Annotated in this window: 11 protein-coding genes; 8 read left to right on the top strand and 3 right to left on the bottom strand. The window is 42.7% G+C overall.

All coding sequences use genetic code 11. The features are described from left to right. The first annotated feature begins 442 nt into the window (after positions 1-442). Entirely contained in the window at positions 443-1,516 is a 1,074-nt protein-coding gene (locus MuYL_RS16585) for a hypothetical protein (protein WP_094571622.1), read from the top strand. Between the two features lie 241 nt (positions 1,517-1,757). Here MuYL_RS16585 and MuYL_RS16590 read toward each other — a convergent pair whose 3' ends face one another. Further along, positions 1,758-2,471, bottom strand: coding sequence for a LytR/AlgR family response regulator transcription factor (locus MuYL_RS16590; RefSeq protein ID WP_094571623.1), 714 nt, complete (start codon positions 2,469-2,471; stop codon positions 1,758-1,760). After that, positions 2,468-3,538, bottom strand: coding sequence for a sensor histidine kinase (locus MuYL_RS16595; RefSeq protein ID WP_211710169.1), 1,071 nt, complete (start codon positions 3,536-3,538; stop codon positions 2,468-2,470). The genes MuYL_RS16590 and MuYL_RS16595 overlap by 4 nt, the downstream gene beginning before the upstream one ends. Before the next feature lie 290 nt (positions 3,539-3,828). Between MuYL_RS16595 and MuYL_RS16600 the strand changes: the two genes are divergently transcribed. Continuing rightward, on the top strand, positions 3,829-6,246 hold the full coding sequence (locus MuYL_RS16600; RefSeq protein ID WP_170309761.1) for a TonB dependent receptor: 2,418 nt from the start codon (positions 3,829-3,831) through the stop codon (positions 6,244-6,246). A 456-nt stretch (positions 6,247-6,702) separates the two neighbouring features. Here the strand turns inward: MuYL_RS16600 and MuYL_RS16605 are convergent, their stop codons facing one another. Next, a complete protein-coding gene (locus MuYL_RS16605; protein WP_094571626.1) occupies positions 6,703-8,211 on the bottom strand; it encodes an alkaline phosphatase family protein in 1,509 nt (502 codons plus the stop codon). Between the two features lie 336 nt (positions 8,212-8,547). Between MuYL_RS16605 and MuYL_RS16610 the strand changes: the two genes are divergently transcribed. From MuYL_RS16610 to MuYL_RS16635, 6 genes are all read left to right on the top strand, one after another. Then, a complete protein-coding gene (locus MuYL_RS16610) occupies positions 8,548-9,639 on the top strand; it encodes an MBL fold metallo-hydrolase (RefSeq protein ID WP_094571627.1) in 1,092 nt (363 codons plus the stop codon). A 513-nt stretch (positions 9,640-10,152) separates the two neighbouring features. Beyond that, the gene (locus tag MuYL_RS16615; RefSeq protein WP_094571628.1) at positions 10,153-10,743 is read left to right on the top strand and encodes an RNA polymerase sigma factor; all 591 of its coding nucleotides are present in this window, start codon (positions 10,153-10,155) and stop codon (positions 10,741-10,743) included. A 216-nt stretch (positions 10,744-10,959) separates the two neighbouring features. After that, positions 10,960-12,108 (top strand): FecR family protein, encoded by a 1,149-nt coding sequence (locus MuYL_RS16620; RefSeq protein WP_157740913.1) that lies wholly within the window; start codon positions 10,960-10,962, stop codon positions 12,106-12,108. 197 nt (positions 12,109-12,305) lie between these two features. Further along, positions 12,306-15,611, top strand: coding sequence for a TonB-dependent receptor (locus MuYL_RS16625; RefSeq protein WP_157740915.1), 3,306 nt, complete (start codon positions 12,306-12,308; stop codon positions 15,609-15,611). 11 nt (positions 15,612-15,622) lie between these two features. After that, positions 15,623-17,419 carry a RagB/SusD family nutrient uptake outer membrane protein gene (locus MuYL_RS16630; RefSeq protein ID WP_094571631.1) on the top strand — a complete coding sequence of 599 codons (1,797 nt, stop codon included), beginning with the start codon at positions 15,623-15,625 and terminating at the stop codon, positions 17,417-17,419. 184 nt (positions 17,420-17,603) lie between these two features. Then, positions 17,604-18,809: a glycosyltransferase WbsX family protein gene (locus tag MuYL_RS16635; protein WP_211710171.1), complete on the top strand. Its 1,206-nt coding sequence runs from the start codon at positions 17,604-17,606 to the stop codon at positions 18,807-18,809. Positions 18,810-19,061: the final 252 nt, after the last annotated feature.

The raw sequence follows: 19,061 nt of genomic DNA on the forward strand, positions 1-19,061 counted from the left end.
AGTTAACTGCAATCAATGGGATGGTACACCCAGCCGTGATAATATCAGAGGAGGAGACTATTACAAATAACCTTTTAAACAACCCATAAATTGAATGCAACATATTGAACAAAATGCGGAAGTTTAAGTTCTTCGGCATGTACCATGCTTTTCAAAGAAGCCTGGAAACAGGTAAAACAAATGATTACACCGCTGATGAGCTACTCGCTTACCTGTCACTTTGCCACGGAATCAGGTGGTCAATATCCCCGGAATGTCAACCATGCTAGGTATTTATTAAAAGTTGTTTAATATTGGTAATAATATAAAAGTGGTTTTTGTAGTTTACAACCAGTCGTAATTTTGTAAAAATAAAAAAAGGCATAGTTAGTCTAATTCAAAATGGCAGAATTCCTCACCATAATTTGCAACAATATTCATTAGCTTTAACAAAGCTCCGTTCATGAATCGAATATCCTTATTGTTGATCATTCAACTCGCATTTGTTACGCTATCTTTCAGTCAATCAGTAGTTGCAGGTAGAAATATCAAACTCCCTGAAGACAGTGTGATACTAATCAAATCATTGAATAATCTAATTGAAAAAAGATCGGGTATAGATCCTGATTTTCAAATTGAGACTTCAGCTTTGCTTGACGAGATGGAGGGTATGAAATTTAAACTAGTCAATATATCGCCAATTGACAGTCTGGACTTCTTGATACAGCTTTCCAGTTTTGAAGATGGCACGTTCCGATCAAGCTTCAAGCTTATCGCTAAAACACAAGGCAAAGCGTATTTTTTCAGCTCCCCACTTCGGCGTAACACATTAAACTGGAAAATAAAAAAAACAGGTGATTTTGTTCTTTACAGAAATAGCAAGGAAAAAACACCACTACTGTACAGGTATATTAGAACAGCCCAGTCCTTTGACCGTAAATTGAAAGCTCCAGTGTACGTGACGAAGGTCTATTACCATGATAATTTCACTGACCTGATGGGTTTGCTCGGCGAGGAATATAAAATTGCTTATAACGGCATTGGCAGTTTGAATAAATCCTGGTACCATGAAGGGGCCTGCATAATACTGATAGGGGCGCGAACCAATGACGTGGTGGCCTTCGACTTACATGATCTTTGGCATGACCGTCTACACCATATAGTAAACGTTGAAATTATCAATCGTCCGATAGATGAGGCCTGTGCCTATTTATACGGCGGTAGTTGGGGTATCTATACCTGGGATGATATTTTGCAAAATTTTAAACAATACATGGGGGCTGATCATAACTGGCTCAAAGCTTTTGACGAGCACCGCAAGTTTGGTGGGGTGAGAACCCCACTTTATGCTGATTATGTACTTGACGCGCTGATCTGTCAAAAGATTGAAAAGGAACAAGGTTTTGCAAACGTGATCACCTTTCTAAGCTGTGGTAAAAAAGAGGCTGGGAACGCCAACTATTTCAAGGCGTTGGAGAAAATAACTGGCATCACCCGTGCAAACTTCAATGTGCAATTGGAAAAACTGGTGCATTGATCGCACTTACTGTTATGGGCAAGCTGCGATTATTCTTATTGGCTTCTCCGCTCTTCATCTACAGAACCTGAATTACGTTTGCGGATATCAATCTTCGAGTTGCAAATAAGGCTTTCTTTTCCAATTTATCAAAAAAACAGCCAAATACATTGTATCTGGATACGATAAGTTCTCCTCATTGGACTTTTTTCGAACCATCAACTTTTAATTAGTAAAATTAATAGCGGCCATATAGTACACCTTACCTGTTATCCCAAAGCCTTTTAGAAACAACACGTTCTATTACTTTTTCGCGATAGCTTCTACTAATTGGAATGCGGCTATTACCAATAAATAATTCTCCGCCTTCAATGCCATCAATTTTGACAATGGCAGCCAGGAAGGATTTATGCGCACGGATAAAGTTTCCTTCCGGCAATTTTTCCTCCAGGCTTTTCAGCGAAAGCATGGTCATATATTTACCTTTAGTGGAGTAGATCATCACGTAGTTTTGCATTCCCTCAATATATAGGATATCGTCGAAAAATATCTTTTCATACTTGCTGGCACACTTGATGAAGAAGTAATCTTCAGCTTGTTTTGCCGGATTACCGGTTAATAACTTATGATAGTCTTTGGCTTTGGCCGCTGCTTTAAAAAAACGTTCGAAGGTGATAGGTTTTAGTAAATAATCCAGTACGTTTAACTGAAAGCCCTCGAGGGCAAATGATGGATAAGCGGTAGTGACAATCACCATCGGCGGTTTTTGCAGGATTTTCAGGAACTCGATACCATTCATTTTGGGCATCTGGATATCGAGAAAGATCAGATCAGCCGCTCCGCGATCAATTAGCGGCAGTAGTTCAAGCGGGTTTTCGCACACACCGCTGAGGTTAAGGAAATCTACCGTCCTTACATAGCTGGCCAACCCCTCCCGCGCTAACGGCTCATCATCTATAATTACGCAATTGATCATGTTAGTTCGGCTATCGATTGTATAAAAGGTGTTAATTCCAATTGTTTTAATTGCAGCTCCAGCTTTACGCCGAAACTTTCAATTGTTTGTTCGATATCCAATTGGTATTTGCCGGGATAAATAAGGTCAAGTCTGCGTTTTACATTTTTTAAACCTATACCTCCGTAATTGATCAGGTCAGTTGCCAGAATTTCTGAGGTACTATTGATAACGCTAAAATAAAGTAGTGTCCCGGTCACCGCCAAATCGATATTTATCCAGTTGTTGCGATCTTTATCTTTGGATACATGCTTAAAAGCATTTTCTACAAAAGTCATCAGGATAAAGGGTGCAATTCCCATATAAGCTACGGCCAAAGGCTCCATATTCAAATTAACAGACAAACTTTGGTTTTGACGCAGCTTTTCCAGTTCGATAAAATTCTTCAGGTAGGAAATTTCTTTATCCAATGCAATTTGCTGGTCGTTACACTCATATAGTTGGTGCCGTAGCAGTTCGGAGAATTTGGCTAACGAAGCGGAGGCCATATCCGGGTTCTTGTGGATCAGGAAGAAGATGGAGTTGATACTATTAAATAAGAAATGAGGGTTAAACTGGTACTTCAGGAATTTCAATTCTGTTTCCAGTTTCTCATTTTCCAGTGCCTGTTGCCTTGCCTTTGTTTCGATCCAGTTTTTGGTGAGCTTAATGCTCATCGCAAGCGTTATCGCACCTAAGGTAAACCGGAAAGGTTCCTCCTTGATTAAATGGTAATAACCATCGAGCGTCGGTGCAATACCAAAGACTTTTTCGGCAGTGCTGCCACTTAGCCAGGCGGTAATATAATAACCAGTGGTAATCAATCCCGAGGTAAAAATAATTGTAAGCGCCAGGTAGAACAGGTACAAACTGTAGCGCTGCTTTTCGAGGTAGCGGGGAATTAAAAAATACAAATTGAAATATGCCCCTAACGCTGGCGGTATAACATAAGCTAAAAACTTGATCGCATAGACCGAGAAAAATATCGTATGCAGCACGCTGTATGGGCTGTCGATGGCCAGTGCCCAAAGCGCGTAGTCATACAACATCCAAAAAAGAAGATGGTATAGCTTATATTTTATAAACCAGCTTTGCCGTGAAATCATGGATACCATAATCCATAAAGTTAGCACTAAAATAATTAACTCTCTGAGTGCATATTCGAGTGGTTAGTTTTAATTGACGAAATGCACCGTGCAAAGGATGACCGGTTTATGGGCTTGTTTATGTTGTTTCAATTGTCAAATGCTACTGTTTATTGCAGCTCGTCAATCAATAACTACTGTTCAGCAATCGGATTTCTTTACACTGCAGGCGCATGCCTTCTTTGGGTATGAAAATGTTAAGACTTATTCTTTGCGCATTATTATTAAGCACGTTTGCACAAGGCCAGGTAGGCGGCAGGCTTGTTATTGCCGACAGCAGCGCAGTTCCATATGCCTCCGTATTATTGGTAAAAAGCACGGACAGTATGTTGGTGCGCTCTGCCCTGTCGGATAAAAAAGGCAACTTTTCCATGGCCGCCGCACCGTACGGTACTTATCTTATTAAAATTATTAGCATGGGCTATATCCCTTACACATCACCCACTATCGTTATTGATTCAGCACAACGGTTTTATGATGCAGGTACAATCATGCTGAAAGTTGCCAACCATCAATTGAGCGAGGTAGTCATCCGGTCAACCAAACCGCTGATAGCGCAGCAGTTGGGCGGCTTAGTTGTTAATCCACAAAACAGCCTGATGACCAGGGGTAGTTCTGTTTTACAAGTACTGTCACGTTCTCCCGGGGTGGTCATTAACGCGCAAAATAATGCAATCAGCCTGAACGGCAAAAGCGGGGTAATGGTGATGCTGGATGGTAAATTACTGCGCCTTCCCGCAGACCACGTGGCAACACTGTTGCAAGACATGAGAGCTGACGATATTGACAAAATAGAATTGCTCACAACTCCGCCGGCCAAATACGATGCAGACGGCAATGCAGGGCTAATCAATATTATAACCCAAAAAAGCAAGCAACCCGGTACCAGCGGATCGTTGACGGCCTCAGCGGGTTATGGTAGAGGCGAAAAGGCATCTGCCAATATTAGCCTCAACCATAATAGCGGTAAGCTGAGTCTGCATGCCTCCTACAGCTACAACCGCGACCGTAGTTACGGACTATTGCTGGCAAAGGGCACAGAAAACGCACCTATTATCGGAGGCCAGACAACCCTTGATTATCATAGCCAATCCAAACCTTTAAGTAATTATAACAGTTTTAGCGGAGGTTTCGGCTATCGGGCTAGTGATAGGACAATGATAGGCGGCAATATCGATTATAGCATCGGCACCTATCAAAATAATAGCCACAACTTTGGGAGTTATGCGCTGACCGATTCCAGCCTAAACTACAGTTCGTTTATCACCGGCACTAGCCATACCTACTATTTTCATCCAAGTGTTTATTTAGAACATGCTATCAGTAAATATCAAAAGCTCAACCTCGATTTGGATTACTTCGATCATACCAGTAATAGTCCTACCCAGGTGCAAAGCAATTTCAGCGACAGCCTTTTTAAACCGACACAACGCAACCTGGCTAATTCCAACATAAAGGTAGGCGTAGCCGCATTGGATTACAGCAATTCGTTTAGCAAGCAGCTAAAATTAGAAAGCGGGCTCAAGGGTACCTATACTTATACCCAAAGTGTGGCGGGCATTGAAAATTTGGTAGGTGCCGAATGGGTACCCGTTGGCGCAGGTACATCGAACGATCTCGCTACACGGGAAGCAATCGGCGCGGCATACGTAGACCTGAATTGGCAACTGGATAGCCTTACCACCGTTTTCGGCGGCGCCCGGTTTGAATATTCCCGCAATACGACAGCCCATTCGCTCAACGCGCAATATTTTGTGGACCGTAGTTTGGGTAAGCTGTTTCCAAGTGTTTTTATCACGCGAAAACTGAACCCTACGGATGAACTGCAATTGTCTTATACTGAACGCATCAGTCGCCCGTCCTTTGCTGACCTCGCTTCATATGTCGCATACAATGATCCGGTTTCCGTGTTTACGGGCAACCCGGCCTTAAAACCAACCATTACCGATAACCTTAAACTAGCTTATAATACGCATGATTTTTTGTTTTCTTTGCTGTATAGCCGCGATACCAACCCAATTTTAGGCACGCAGGTGATGCCCGGACCTACCAGCGGGCTAATTTATCTGACCCCTGAAAATGCGGATTGGCAAAACAACCTGGTTTTGCAGACTACGATTCCAGTTAAGGCCACTAATTGGTGGCGAATGAATTATGGTTTTATCGGCGGCTATCACCAATATAAGATCAGCTATTATTCTGAATTGCTGCAAAAAAGCTATTATAGCTATAGCTTCAACTTTACAGAAAGCTTTAAGCCGACTGCTCATTACGCCATTGAACTTTCCGGCTATTATAATTCGCCGTCTTATAGCGGTGATTCCCGTTCGAATGGGATTGCTATTTTCAATTTAGACGTAAAAAAAGAACTCTCCAATCAAAACGGCAGCTTCAAACTGAGCATATCCGATCTGTTTCGAGGGGCCAGTTATCAAAACCATATTGGCCAATTGGTTACCGATAATTTTAACAGCAACGTTGAAACCAATTACCAGGCTGAATCACACAATTTTCCCATTATCAAACTATCATATAGCCGTTCATTTGGTTCAAACACCAAAAAAGCCCAACACAATAATAGTGGCACAAAAGCAGAACAAAACCGGCTTTAAAAAGCGAATGATAATATCCTGAACGGAATCCAAAAACTGAATATAGTTAGTTTTACTAAGTAGCTCCCTGTGATGCAGGGAGTTCATTCCAATTTTTTAAACCTTAATTATTTCACAATAAAAGTAGAAGTTTAGTTAAAAAGGACTGCTTAAGCTACTATAGTGCTATTGTGACCACAAATCCCAACGGGATTCGAATCAATCAGATACTATTAGACAAAAACTGGATTTCTTCTGCAAAGCGGTTCGAGATTAGTCCTGCTCCGGCTCTGATTGACATACAAGGTCCGAATCCAGTAACTCCCACATAACAAAAGCCTCTTAGAGATATGTAAGGCATTTTTTGTTGCCCCTAACTTTCCTGTCCTTTCAAAGTGCGTGCAAATTGTTTGCAAATGCATGCAAATCTCAAATACCCAAACAGGTTTTTAAGCCTTTTTTTAACCCCGCTTCAATTTATTTAGCCTTGATTGCCGACTGCAATTTTTCAAGTACTGAGTTGATATATCTACCAGCGTTGCCCATAGTCGAAGGATTTTTAACGGTATTTTGTGTATAGCTGTTGGTTTCGGTTTGCAGGCCAAGTTCATAATCTACTTTGATTGCTATCTGCAAAAAACCTAAAGTATTACCGCTATCGGGCAGCGGCATATTATCAAGCAAGGCAAGCTTTTCCTGTGTTATAACAAAGTTTGAAGTTTCCGCATCAGGCGCTAATTTTAACGATGATGGGCAGTCGGACTTATCGCGTGGCTTATCTAATGTCAGCAATGGGCTTAAGCTATTGGCAAGCTTATCCCGGTTGGTTAAGGAAGGCAGTCCCCAGTTTTCAGTAACGGTTTTAATCATGGAGCTATGATCATAAAGAACATTGCTTACCGTATTTGCGGGGATATAAGGAGACACAATTACTGCAGGCACCCTTACGCCGTAGCGCGAAAAATCAAAGCCGTGTTTACTTAAACCGGTTGCGCCATCCTCGGGCTTTGGTGCCTGCGGTGGCGCAACATGGTCGTAAAAGCCGCCATGCTCATCGTAGGTAATTATGAGCAAGCTGTTTTCCCAAACCGGAGAGTTGTATATAGCCTCATAAACGGTCTTTATCAGTGCTTCGCCGTTGTGCATACCGTCCATCGGGTGCTGGGATGACCCTCCCCTATATGTGTCGAAAAAAATATCGCCATAATTTGGCTCTATCAGGGTTAAAGGATAATGATAATCCTTCTTAAGATCCTCAGCAAAACTGCTAACGTCGTTCAGCTCGCTCCAATGGATGTTTTTAAGCGCCTGTACAATCGGGAAGCTTAGTTTGGAATATTTATCCTGATATAAGCGGTAATTACCCTTTTTTAGCAGGTCGAATATCGATCCGTGCGGAAAGCTGTAGCCCTTAAACCGTTCGTGCATTATTTGTTCAAAGCCTGAGGGGCTGTCGTCCATACTGCCGGAAGAGGCCGCGTAAGCAAAAAAGCGATTTGGCCATGTGGGTCCGGGTAACGATGAAAACCAATTATCGCACACAGCAAACTGCGTTGCAAGCTCGTAAATGGCCGGTAATTGTGTAGCCGTATCAAAGTACGACATCACATCGCCGATATCAATAAGAGGCGGCGGCGAGGTGTGCACTATTTTTGTTTGCTCGGTAATGGATGTTGCATAGTTCGCGACAAATCCGGAATTATCAATGGTATGCCCAGGAGGAGGATAAGTATCCCCGGGTTGCCAGGCCCGGCACCAATTATCCTGTCCGCAGAGTTGTTCCAGCGTATCCAAAAACTCGTGGCCGGGATCAGATGGCATTCTGTCCCACGTAAATTGAGTAACTGGATAGGAGTTGCCATTATATGAATTAGTCTCGTTTCCGGTAAGCCCGTTTATTCCGGGTATGCCCGAGCGCCCAAAGATATTATCGAAGGAATGATTCTCGAGCATCAGGATAAATACATTCTTTATTTTTTCAGGCATTGTGTTTTGTATTTAGGTGGGTTAAGGTGTTCGGTTTCAGCAAAAAACAAAGGAATAATTAATTCTTTTTCAAACAAATATATTTAAAATAATGCAGCCTGAGGCTTTAAGTCAAAAGTGTTTTTTTAAGTTCATTGTCCATACAGTTAGCCTCACCCGTTGGAGCATCATTAAAAAACAGCTCAGCTGGATAGCGCAACAGATTTCTATTCTTTAAGTGCCTGGTTTGAATCCACATGAAAACAACCGGAGATATCTTAGCATATAAAAGGCCGTTATCGGCTATGTTTTAGTCAATAATAATAAGATAAGTTTAAGCGTTTGCATTGTTAGGTTATGAAATACGCGTATTTGAGGATGGGGATAGCTGCGCTGTTACTTACAGTTGCGGCAGGGTGCGGGATGGTAAAGTCGCTGGGGAAAAACCCGGAGGGCGGGGAACTTGCCCGTTTGGAGGTTTTGCCTAATTACAAAAATGGAAGTTTCGAAAATCTGGCTGAACGTGCTGACTCGACCATCAAGCGCAGCTGGTTGCAGTTTATGCTACAAAGCCGCCCTGAAAGTATCAAGCCTTCTCACAGCCTGCCATGGGTTAAAACCGATTTAAAGACACTCCCTGCTACTGCACCAACCATCGTTTGGTTTGGCCATTCGTCTTTGCTGATCAAAACCGGGCAGGGAAATATACTTATCGATCCTATTTTCAGCAACCATGCCGGGCCGGTACCCGGATTGATAACAGCCTTTAAGGGCACAAAGCATTACCACGCTAAGGATATGCCGACGATAGATGTGCTAATCATCTCCCACGACCACTACGATCACCTGGATTACCGTACGCTAAAAAAACTGAAAGACCAGATCAAAATAGCCGTAGTACCGATGGGTGTAGGTTCAGATTTGGTGTACTGGGGGTTTGATCCTAAAAAGATCATCGAACTGAATTGGAACCAATCAGCCACGTTGCCTGGGGGCCTCAGGATAACCGCTACGCCTGCGCAGCACCGCAGCAACCGTACGTATGCAAAGGAAAATAAAACACTTTGGGCATCTTACGTGATACAAACAGGTCACTACCGGCTTTTTTATGGCGGCGATAGCGGTTATGGCCCGCTCTTTAAACAAATAGGTCAGCAATATGGCCCATTTGACCTGGCACTGCTGGAATGCGGACAGTACAGCCCGAATTGGCCATGGACCCATCTTTGGCTTGGACAGACCGCCCAGGCGGCCGTTGACCTGCAGGCCCGTTTGCTGCAGCCTATTCACTGGGCCAAGTTTGAAGAAGCTGATCAGCCATGGAATGAACCTATAGAAAAACTCCTGCCCGCTGCCGAAAAGTTGGGAATACAGCTAAACGTTCCGCGCATTGGGGAGCCTTATACATTGGGTAACCCACCCAAGAAAGCGGTTTGGTGGAATTTTTAATAATCAATAAAAGATTTGAGTGCGGTACTCCCACCCAAATTAATATAAACCTTTGAGAACGTACAGGTTTTATTACGATAACTTTTTATTAATATTCCGTCTGTTTCATTTAATCAGAAAAGAAGATTTAGTGTATTGTTGGCCAGACAGTACAGGATTATAGACCTTTGAGAACGTACAGGTTTTATTACGATCACTTTTTATCAATATTCCGTCTGTTTCATTTAATCAGAAAAGAAGATTTAGCGTATTGTTGTTCAGACAGTACAGGATAGTTATGCGACCGGGAAAAAATACTTTCGTTATAACCAATTATTATTACCGTAAAACAGCAGGCGCACAGATCTGAAATTTATTTTTCCGGCGTTTACGCTATATTATTTTAAGTATCAGTCTATAAACCAATATGTCCGTGTTAAAAAAAATACAGTAAAGCCTTTAGGGCTGTTTGAAAAAGCAAACTGTTGATTGGCTATAAAATCGAATATGAATTAATTTTTACCCCCGACGAGCATGACCGATTGTATTGTTTTTTCCGATCAGGATTTGATTAACCGCCTACATCAAACGGACCAGGCGGCTTTTGCAGAAATTTATAACAGATATTGGGAGAAAATGTTAACAATAGCCTGGAACCATACGAAAGACAGGTTCCTGGCTGAAGATATTGTGCATGAAGTTTTTATTTCGCTTTGGGATCTGAAATCGCACATTCCGATCTCAAATTTAGGAGGGTTCCTGGCCACAAAAATTAAGTTTGCGGTATTTGAAAATTATAAAAAGCAACAGCGCAGAAATAAACTGGCTGAAATAAATTTCAATTACTCTGAAATAAGTTTGGAGGAGGAGAAATGGGACGCGCTTTTTTTACAGGAATATATTAACGGTTTAGTGGAGGAGTTGCCGGAAAAATGCAGGCTGGTGTTCAAATATAGTCGTAATTCAGGAATGAAAAACGCTGAGATCGCATCTCAAATGAATATCTCGGAGAAAGGTGTTGAAGCAAATCTAACCCGGGCTTTAAAAATCATCAGGGGTAACCTGGAAACTACCGGTATATTATTGGTGATTTCGCGTGAGCTTTTAAATCTTCTTAAATTGTAACCCGGTTAAATCATCTTATTTAACCATTTACTTCCTTACCAACCTAATCAAGTTATCCCAATACTTTTTAGTTTGAGTTTAATCCTTAATTGATTTATGGTGAAAATTTAAAGCATGACTATAGAAACCAGCTATTTTAAATAAATTTAAGATCCCATATAGGGTAAATGCCTTTTGGTAACAACATGTAGTTATAAACCAATTGTTAACTACATCGTGGATAAGCCAAGAATTAACTATTTACTCCAAAAATATATAGATGGTTCCATTACCGCCAGTGATAAGCAGGAGCTTTTGGATTTGTATAAAAAAACAAATCTGGATGATGCCGAGTATCCTGATGACCGGGACAGTGTAAGCAAACGCATGCTTTTGCGGCTGAATAACGAGATTCAGCAGAAAAAAACAAAAACAAGCTTTTTCAAATCATGGACATTTAAATCAGCAGCAGCAGCTACACTAATTATTTTAGGCGGATATATTGTTAGCCGCCAGGTCAGTGATTCTAAGCTATTGACCAGGAAAGCGGCTGAAAAAAAAGAGGTGATGGTTCCCGGGACCAATTTGGCCGTATTGACACTTGGTAACGGTAAGAAAATATTACTGAATGGTACAACTACCGGAAAGCTGGCTGTTCAGGGAAATACAACTATAACAAAGAATGCAGCAGGACAGATCTCCTACACCGTTGCCGCCAATAAAGCTGACGCCGAAAACAACGAAGTAACCTTTAACACCATAACCACCCCGATAGGCGGGCAGTTTAGGGTTACTTTGCCCGATGGCAGCAATGTTTGGCTCAATGCCGCTTCGTCGCTGAAATACCCAAGCAGGTTTGAAGGCAGCGAACGACATGTTGAATTACACGGTGAAGCTTATTTTGAAATCTTTAAGAATAAAAATTCTCCGTTTACTGTTAGCGCAGAGAATGTAAACATCAGGGTACTGGGTACTCATTTTAACGTGATGGCTTACAAAAATGAGCCAGCGGTGAATACCACGTTACTTGAGGGCTCGGTTACGCTAACTTCCGGGCGCAATAACGTCTTTTTAGTCCCTGGTCAGCAGGCTGTTGCTGATCCCAATGCCGAGAATATCGCCATTCACAATGTTAACGTTGAGGACGCGGTGGCCTGGAAGAACGGATACTTCTCATTCAGAAAACAGAATATCAAAACAGCTATGAATAAGATCGCAAGATGGTATAATGCAGACGTGGAATACAGCGGAAACGTAAATAATAAATTTTTGGGAGGCTCTGTATCGCGTTCTGAAAATATCTCTGAACTATTGAATTACCTGGAATTAACAGGTATCGCAAAATTTAAAATAGACGGAAGGAGGATAACAGTAATATGTAAATAAAATTACCTAATACTATCTGATAAAAACCAGGAACGTTGCACCGCCCCTGGTTTAACAGCATAACTGCTGTATCAGGTGAATGGAGAGATCACTTTAAACAATCAATTACCAATCAACCTAACATCCAAATGTATAAAAATTTTGCAATTTTTTTTTGCAGGGCATTTCCCTGCAATTACCCTAACATAATCTTAAAAATGAAACTAACGTTTGTTTTTTGTATGTGCGCTTTATTGCACGTTACAGCAGCTACTTACGGACAAAATATAACGTTGAAAGTTAAAAACGTTTCATTTGAGCAGTTGCTCGAAGACTTAAGCCACCAAAGCGGCTATCATTTTCTTTATGATGAACAACTGATAAACCAGGGAAGCCGGGTTACTATTGACGTAAAAAACAAGCCACTGGACAAAGTGCTGGTTGAATCTTTTGCGGACCAGCCTTTTACCTACGTCATCAAAAACCAAAATGTAATTATTACCATTAAAAACAAGATAAACCCAAGTACATTATCCGTGCCGGCTACCATTACCGTTACCGGACAGGTTAATGATGAAAAGGCCCAGCCATTACCAGGTGTAAGCATCAAGGTTAAGGGGACTACACTGGGTACCGTAACAGGAACCGATGGCAAATACACTATTTCGGGAGTAAAAACCGATGCAGTACTGGTTTTTAGCTTTATCGGCTATTCAAGTAAAGAAATACCGGTTGCCGGGCAAACCTCACTAGATGTGGCGCTCGCCCCGCAGACCGGCACACTTAACGATGTAGTAGTAGTTGGTTACGGAACGCAAAAGAAAGCCACCCTTACCGGTTCAGTATCTGCCGTTAAAGGCGAAGATTTGACCCAGGCACCCGTTGCCAGTACGATTAATACACTCGCCGGACGCCTCCCCGGCTTAGTCTCACTGCAGTCAACAGGGCAGCCGGGTGCAGATCAGGCAGTAATCAGTATCCGTGGTTTTGGCCAGGCGTTATGGATTGTAGATGGCGTTGAATCAAACTTTAATAACATTGACCCAAACCAGATAGAATCTTTAAGTATCCTTAAAGACGGAGCCGCCTCCATATACGGCGCGCGTGCCGGTAACGGTGTGATATTGGTAACAACCAAACACGGTAAAGAAGGTAAACCGGATATTACGTTTAATTCATCTTATTCCTTACAAGGTAATACGCTGATGTCAAAGCCGGTGAATTCCGCTCAGTATGCAGAGATAACCAATCTGTTTTACACCAACCAGGGAAAGCCCGCGCCGTACACGCCTGAACAAATTCAGAAATACAATGCAGGTGGCGATCCCGCTTATCCAAACACCAACTGGCAAAAAGTTGCAACCCGGGCCCTGGCACCGCAAACGCAGCAAAATTTGTCTGTTAGAGGCGGCAGTGAGCAAATCAAATATTTTGGGTTTTTCGGCTATCTTAACCAATCTCCCATGTGGAAGAAAAATGGCGGCGACTACAACAGGTACAATCTGCAATCAAATTTAGATGCGAAAGTTAATGAGAATCTATCTGTTCAACTATTGCTTTCAGCAGTAAGCGAGGCTAATTCGCAGCCGGTACGTGGCCAGGGCATAGGCGTTAACACGCTGTGGCAGGATTTGTGGAACTCCTTACCTATCTATCCTGAAACGTTACCTGATCCCAGCAAATATTCTTACGCCAACGGGCAGGGAGTGGGCAGTATCGCGCTTGTTTCAAACGAAGATATAGCCGGTTACGACAAAGTGAACACACAAAACATGAAGGGTACTTTTATTGCTGTTTATAAGATACCTGCCATTAGCGGCCTAAGTGCTAAGGCTTTTGTAAATTATGATAAGACGTACTCCACCGACAAAAACTTTTCAAAGCCTTATAGTTTTTACACCTACGACTATGCAACACAGGCCTACACCCTGGCCGGCTCACTTGGTTCACAGGCTAAACTAACTTACCAGGAATCGCAATCCCGCAACATCACCGGGCAATTCTCATTGAACTATGACCATGTGTTTCATAGTGACCACCATATTTCGGCACTTGCGCTTTACGAAGTGATTGATTACAATACTAACTATCTGTTAGCCGGACGGGACAATTTTTTAACGCCCGCTATTGAGGAGTTATACGCAGGCGCGGTTACCACAAGTCTGGCCAACAGTTCAGCCTCTGAAATGGGGCGCGCGAGTTATGTAGGCCGCTTCAATTATTCTTACAAAAGCAAGTACCTCCTTGAAACAACGATCAGGGCGGATGCATCTGCGAAATTCCAATCCGATAAAAGATGGGGATACTTTCCAAGTATTTCATTGGGCTGGAGGCTTGACCAGGAAAATTTTATCAAGAACCTAAAAAACATTGACGAACTGAAGTTTAGGGCAAGCTATGGCAGTTCAGGAATTGATAACGTAGGTGATTTTCAATACCTTACCGGCTATCAGTTTAGCGGCCAATGGCTTATTGGCAATAGCACACAGGCTGGCATCGCATCTACCGGACTTGCCAATCCAAACCTTACCTGGGAACGAATAAATATTTACAACCTGGCTACCGACTTTTCATTTTTCAATAGAAAATTGTTCGGTACCGCTGAAGTGTTTTACCGAACCCTTTCGGGAATTCCAGCCACAAGAGTATTATCGCTACCAAATACATTCGGTGCCGTACTGCCGGCAGAAAACCTGAATAGCCAAAACAATCGCGGTTTCGACTTCAGTTTGGGTACCAGCGGAAGTGCGGGAGAATTAAGCTACCAGGTAAGTGCAAATATTTCATGGACGCGCGCAAAATGGAAGCATTATGAGCAGCAGGATTTTACCGATCCGGACCAGCGGAGACTTTATCAACTGTCCGGACAATGGACAGACCGCACTTTTGGCTACGTAGCTACCGGGCTGTTTACCAACCAGCAGGAAATAGATAACCTGAAATTCACTTATCCCGGTGGAAATGCGGCCTTACGACCGGGTGATATTCAATTTGTGGATGTAAATGGCGATGGAAAGTTGGATTATCGTGATCAAAAGCAAATAGGAACCGGTACTGTGCCGGAATGGATGACCGGTGCCACCATAAATCTTAAATTTAAGAACTTCGACCTGCAATCTCTTTTTCAAGGTGCCTTTAATTACTACACCACGGTTAATTTATACCATGGGGGCCTAAATTATTCGCAGGCCTTTTATAAAAATATGTGGACGGAAAGTAACAATTCGGCCGATGCTAGCCCAAGAATTTCAGGCGCCAGCACCAATAGCCTGTTTAATAACCTTTACTTTAAAAAGGCAAGCTATATGCGCTTAAAGAGCCTGGCCATAGGTTATAACCTGCCAAAAGGCATGTTAAACAAAGCAAATATCCGCAACGCGAGAGTTTACCTTGCAGGTACTAATTTATTGACCATTAATCCGCTTTCAAAATATGAAATTGATCCTGAAGCCCCGAATGGCCAGGCAGGATATTATTACCCGCAACAGCGGACAATTTCATTAGGATTAAACATTACTTTATAAATTAAAATATTATGAAAAAAGTTATTTCACTGATCATACTGATCAGCTTTGCTGCATGTTATTCCTGTAATAAGGAAGTTTTAAACAAACAACCCCTTAATATCATATCAGATGCTGACGTTTTCAAAGATCCTGCATTGATTAATGCTTATCTAACCCAGGTTTATTACGACATGCCTGTTTTGGGAAATGATTGTAACGCGAGTGGTTCTTTTGATGGCGACGGAAGCTGGCATGCCTTTGATATCAACGACGTTTCTGACGAAAGCTTCCCACAATTCAGAGATTGGAACCCAAGTAACGCATTTACCTATAAATACGGCAATTTAAATATTAACGGCGGTTTACTGGATTGGTGGGGATACAATACCATACGTGAAATCAACCAATTCCTGGCAAAATTACCGGCTTCTCCCCTTCCGGCAGACCAGGTAAAATCAAAACTGGCCGAGGCCCGGTTCCTGAGGGCATTCTGTTACTTTTCTATGGTTAAAAGGTATGGTGGCATTCCATTGATCACCGCTGTTCAGGATATCAGCGAGCCGCAATCAGCACTTTTTCCGGCAAGGGATACCGAGCAAAAAGTTTATGATTTTATCATTTCAGAAATTGATGCATGTGCCAGTGATTTACCCGAAGTGGCTGCCGGCGATAATTTAGGAAGGCCTTCAAAATATGCTGCCCTTGCTTTAAAAAGCCGCGCAGCATTGTATGCGGGAAGTATCGCCCAGTTTGGTACAGTTCAGTTAAATGGAGTGGTAGGCATACCCGCATCAGCAGCTAAAACCTATTATCAGGCGTCATACGATGCGTCGCAGGCCATCATTAAAAGCGGCAAATATGCACTTTACAATCTCGACGCCAATAAATCGACTAATTTTAGAAATATCTTTTTGGTTAAAAACAATAGCGAAGTAATTTTTGCCAAACGCCACGACAATGTGAATGAAGCTACCGGCGGCAACGGCTGGGGCGTTGACTTTTTCAATTGTCCAAGGCCGCAAGCCTGGGGCCGTGGCCTGTATGAGCAGGCTTACCTTGAACTGGCCGAGTCCTTTGAGCATACAGACGGCACCCCTGGGGCCTTAGACCGAACAGCTGTGGAAAGTAAAATAATGTCGACAGAAGAGCTGTGGGCCAACAGGGACCCCCGCTTTTATGCTACCTTTTACACACAGAATACAAGCTGGAAAGGAAACAAGCTCGATTTTCATGCGGGTATCCGCCGCCCTGACGGGTCAATTATAACAAGCGGCGCGTATAATGGTATAGCTGCCACCGGCGACCAGGATTACCAGGGAACCGGGATTGGCGTTTTGAAGTATTTAGACGAAAGCCACGATAATATGGCCGGGGCCAACAGCGGCTGGGCAACTTCAGCCCAGGACTGGCTGATTTTCAGGTATGCCGAAATTCTGCTAAACAATGCAGAGGCTGCGTTCGAATTGGGAAATACAACTGACGCCCTCGGTTCTATTAACCAAATCAGGAGCCGGGCAGGGATAGCGCTCTTAGGAAGCGTAACACGGGATCAAATCCATCATGAACGCAAGGTTGAACTTGCTTTTGAGGGCCAACGCTACTGGGACGTGCGCAGGTGGCGTACAGCTGTTAATGATTTATCCGTTCGCTGGTCGGGGATCCGTTACATTCTTGACGGCGCCACAGGAAAATATCAAATACAAATTATTAAGAACGTGGATGGTACATCAAACATCCCGCAGTTCAGGGCAGAAAATTATTATTTACCATTAACTGTTGGCAGAACATCCAATAATAAAAATCTGGTTGAAAACCCCGGGTATTAACAACAATGGGCCAACCGCGGATACACGTTAATGGAATATCTTAAAATTAAAGCGCCGGGCTGCGGTTTAAACGGCAACCCACGCTTTAATTTTACCATAAGCCCGGCAATCTTTACGGATAGGATATCGGTAAAGAATATTTTAGAGAACAATTGAGCATAAAAATTTATTCATAACAAATAAGATGGCAAAAATGAACGGACGGATTTTAAGATTGTTATTTGCAACCCTTTTTTATACCGTAAGCATGATGGCCCTGCAGGCCCAGCCAGCAAAGCAGCGGCATTATGACGTTGCAGCTTACGTATGGCCGGCCTATCAGCCAGATACGCGGTTTAAAGATATCGGCGTATTTAAGGACGGCAAAGGCGAATGGGAAGCCATTTACAATGCCAAACCAAAATTTTCGGGCCACAATCAGCCTCATGTCCCTTTATGGGGGTACACCAACGAGGCAGATCCGAAGGTGATGGAGAAAAAAATTGATGCAGCCGCATCACACGGCATAAATGTGTTTATATATGACTGGTACTGGTATGACGGAAAGCCTTTCCTGGAAAATGGTGTGAGCAAAGGTTTTTTGGGGGCGCGCAACAGGAATAAAATGAAATTTTATTTAATGTGGGCCAACCACGACCATAACAGCTATCTTGATTATACAGCTGTTGATAAAAGTAAGATCTACTGGCGCGGCGGGGTTGACAGGGCTACTTTTAATACCATGATAGCCCATGTGATAAAAGACTTTTTCAGCCAGCCTAATTACTATAAAATTAACGGCGAACCCGTGTTCAGCATTTACGAATTATCTACATTTATAAAAGGACTGGGCGGTATTAAGGAGGCTAAAGAGGCACTGGATTATTTCACCCAAAAAACAAAGGAAGCCGGTTTCCCCGGTTTGCATTTGCAGGGTGTTTTGTGGGCGGCCATCCCAAGCGGCCTGTCCGCCACGCCCGGTGATACCAGCAGCACGCAAAACAATACCGTTTTGGATCTGGGCCTTAAAAGCCTTACCAACTACCAGTGGTGCCATTATGTGCCGATGGACCGGTATGACCGCTGGGGCGATAAAGCAATGGAGGGCTGGTTTAAATTCAGCAAGGATTTTACCGTGCCGTTCTTTCCCCATGTTTCCATTAGCTGGGACCCTAATCCCCGATATCCGGGCAAATTACAGGGTATGGTTACCAATGCCAACCCGGCAGACTTTAAGCGCTTTTTAATTGCAGCTAAAAAGTATGCAGACGATCATCCAAATCAACCAAAGCTCATCACCATAAATGCCTGGAACGAATGGGCAGAAGGCAGTTACCTTGAGCCGGACAAGCAACATGGTTATGCCTACCTTGATGCGGTAAAACAAGTATTTGGGGTTGCGAAAAAATAATTTGTATTAGCGGATTTATAGTAAAAAAACAAGCGGCTGTCTCAAAAGGACGGTCGCTTGTTTTTTAAAAGTTGGTTCTATGGGTTTACACCAAAGCACTAAGCTTCCCGGCAAAGCGTTCCATTTTTCACGCGGAACAAAGTGGAACACCATGAAACACGTTGATTATCAATATTTTACATTTTTAGCATAATATAACTAACTGATAATCAAGCATTAAAAAATTTAGCCCCTTCGCGTTCCTTTTAGTAA

This window comes from Mucilaginibacter xinganensis, from assembly GCF_002257585.1.
Lineage (GTDB): Bacteria > Bacteroidota > Bacteroidia > Sphingobacteriales > Sphingobacteriaceae > Mucilaginibacter > Mucilaginibacter xinganensis.

Excerpts from the sequence above, each read along its gene's own strand:
- MuYL_RS16615 (WP_094571628.1), top strand. The coding sequence starts at position 10,153 with ATGACCGATTGTATTGTTTTTTCCGATCAGGATTTGATTAACCGCCTA.
- MuYL_RS16625 (WP_157740915.1), top strand. The coding sequence starts at position 12,306 with ATGAAACTAACGTTTGTTTTTTGTATGTGCGCTTTATTGCACGTTACA.
- MuYL_RS16585 (WP_094571622.1), top strand. The coding sequence starts at position 443 with ATGAATCGAATATCCTTATTGTTGATCATTCAACTCGCATTTGTTACG.
- MuYL_RS16600 (WP_170309761.1), top strand. The coding sequence starts at position 3,829 with ATGTTAAGACTTATTCTTTGCGCATTATTATTAAGCACGTTTGCACAA.
- MuYL_RS16605 (WP_094571626.1), bottom strand. The coding sequence starts at position 8,211 with ATGCCTGAAAAAATAAAGAATGTATTTATCCTGATGCTCGAGAATCAT.
- MuYL_RS16610 (WP_094571627.1), top strand. The coding sequence starts at position 8,548 with ATGAAATACGCGTATTTGAGGATGGGGATAGCTGCGCTGTTACTTACA.
- MuYL_RS16590 (WP_094571623.1), bottom strand. The coding sequence starts at position 2,471 with ATGATCAATTGCGTAATTATAGATGATGAGCCGTTAGCGCGGGAGGGG.
- MuYL_RS16630 (WP_094571631.1), top strand. The coding sequence starts at position 15,623 with ATGAAAAAAGTTATTTCACTGATCATACTGATCAGCTTTGCTGCATGT.
- MuYL_RS16635 (WP_211710171.1), top strand. The coding sequence starts at position 17,604 with ATGGCAAAAATGAACGGACGGATTTTAAGATTGTTATTTGCAACCCTT.
- MuYL_RS16595 (WP_211710169.1), bottom strand. The coding sequence starts at position 3,538 with ATGTTGTATGACTACGCGCTTTGGGCACTGGCCATCGACAGCCCATAC.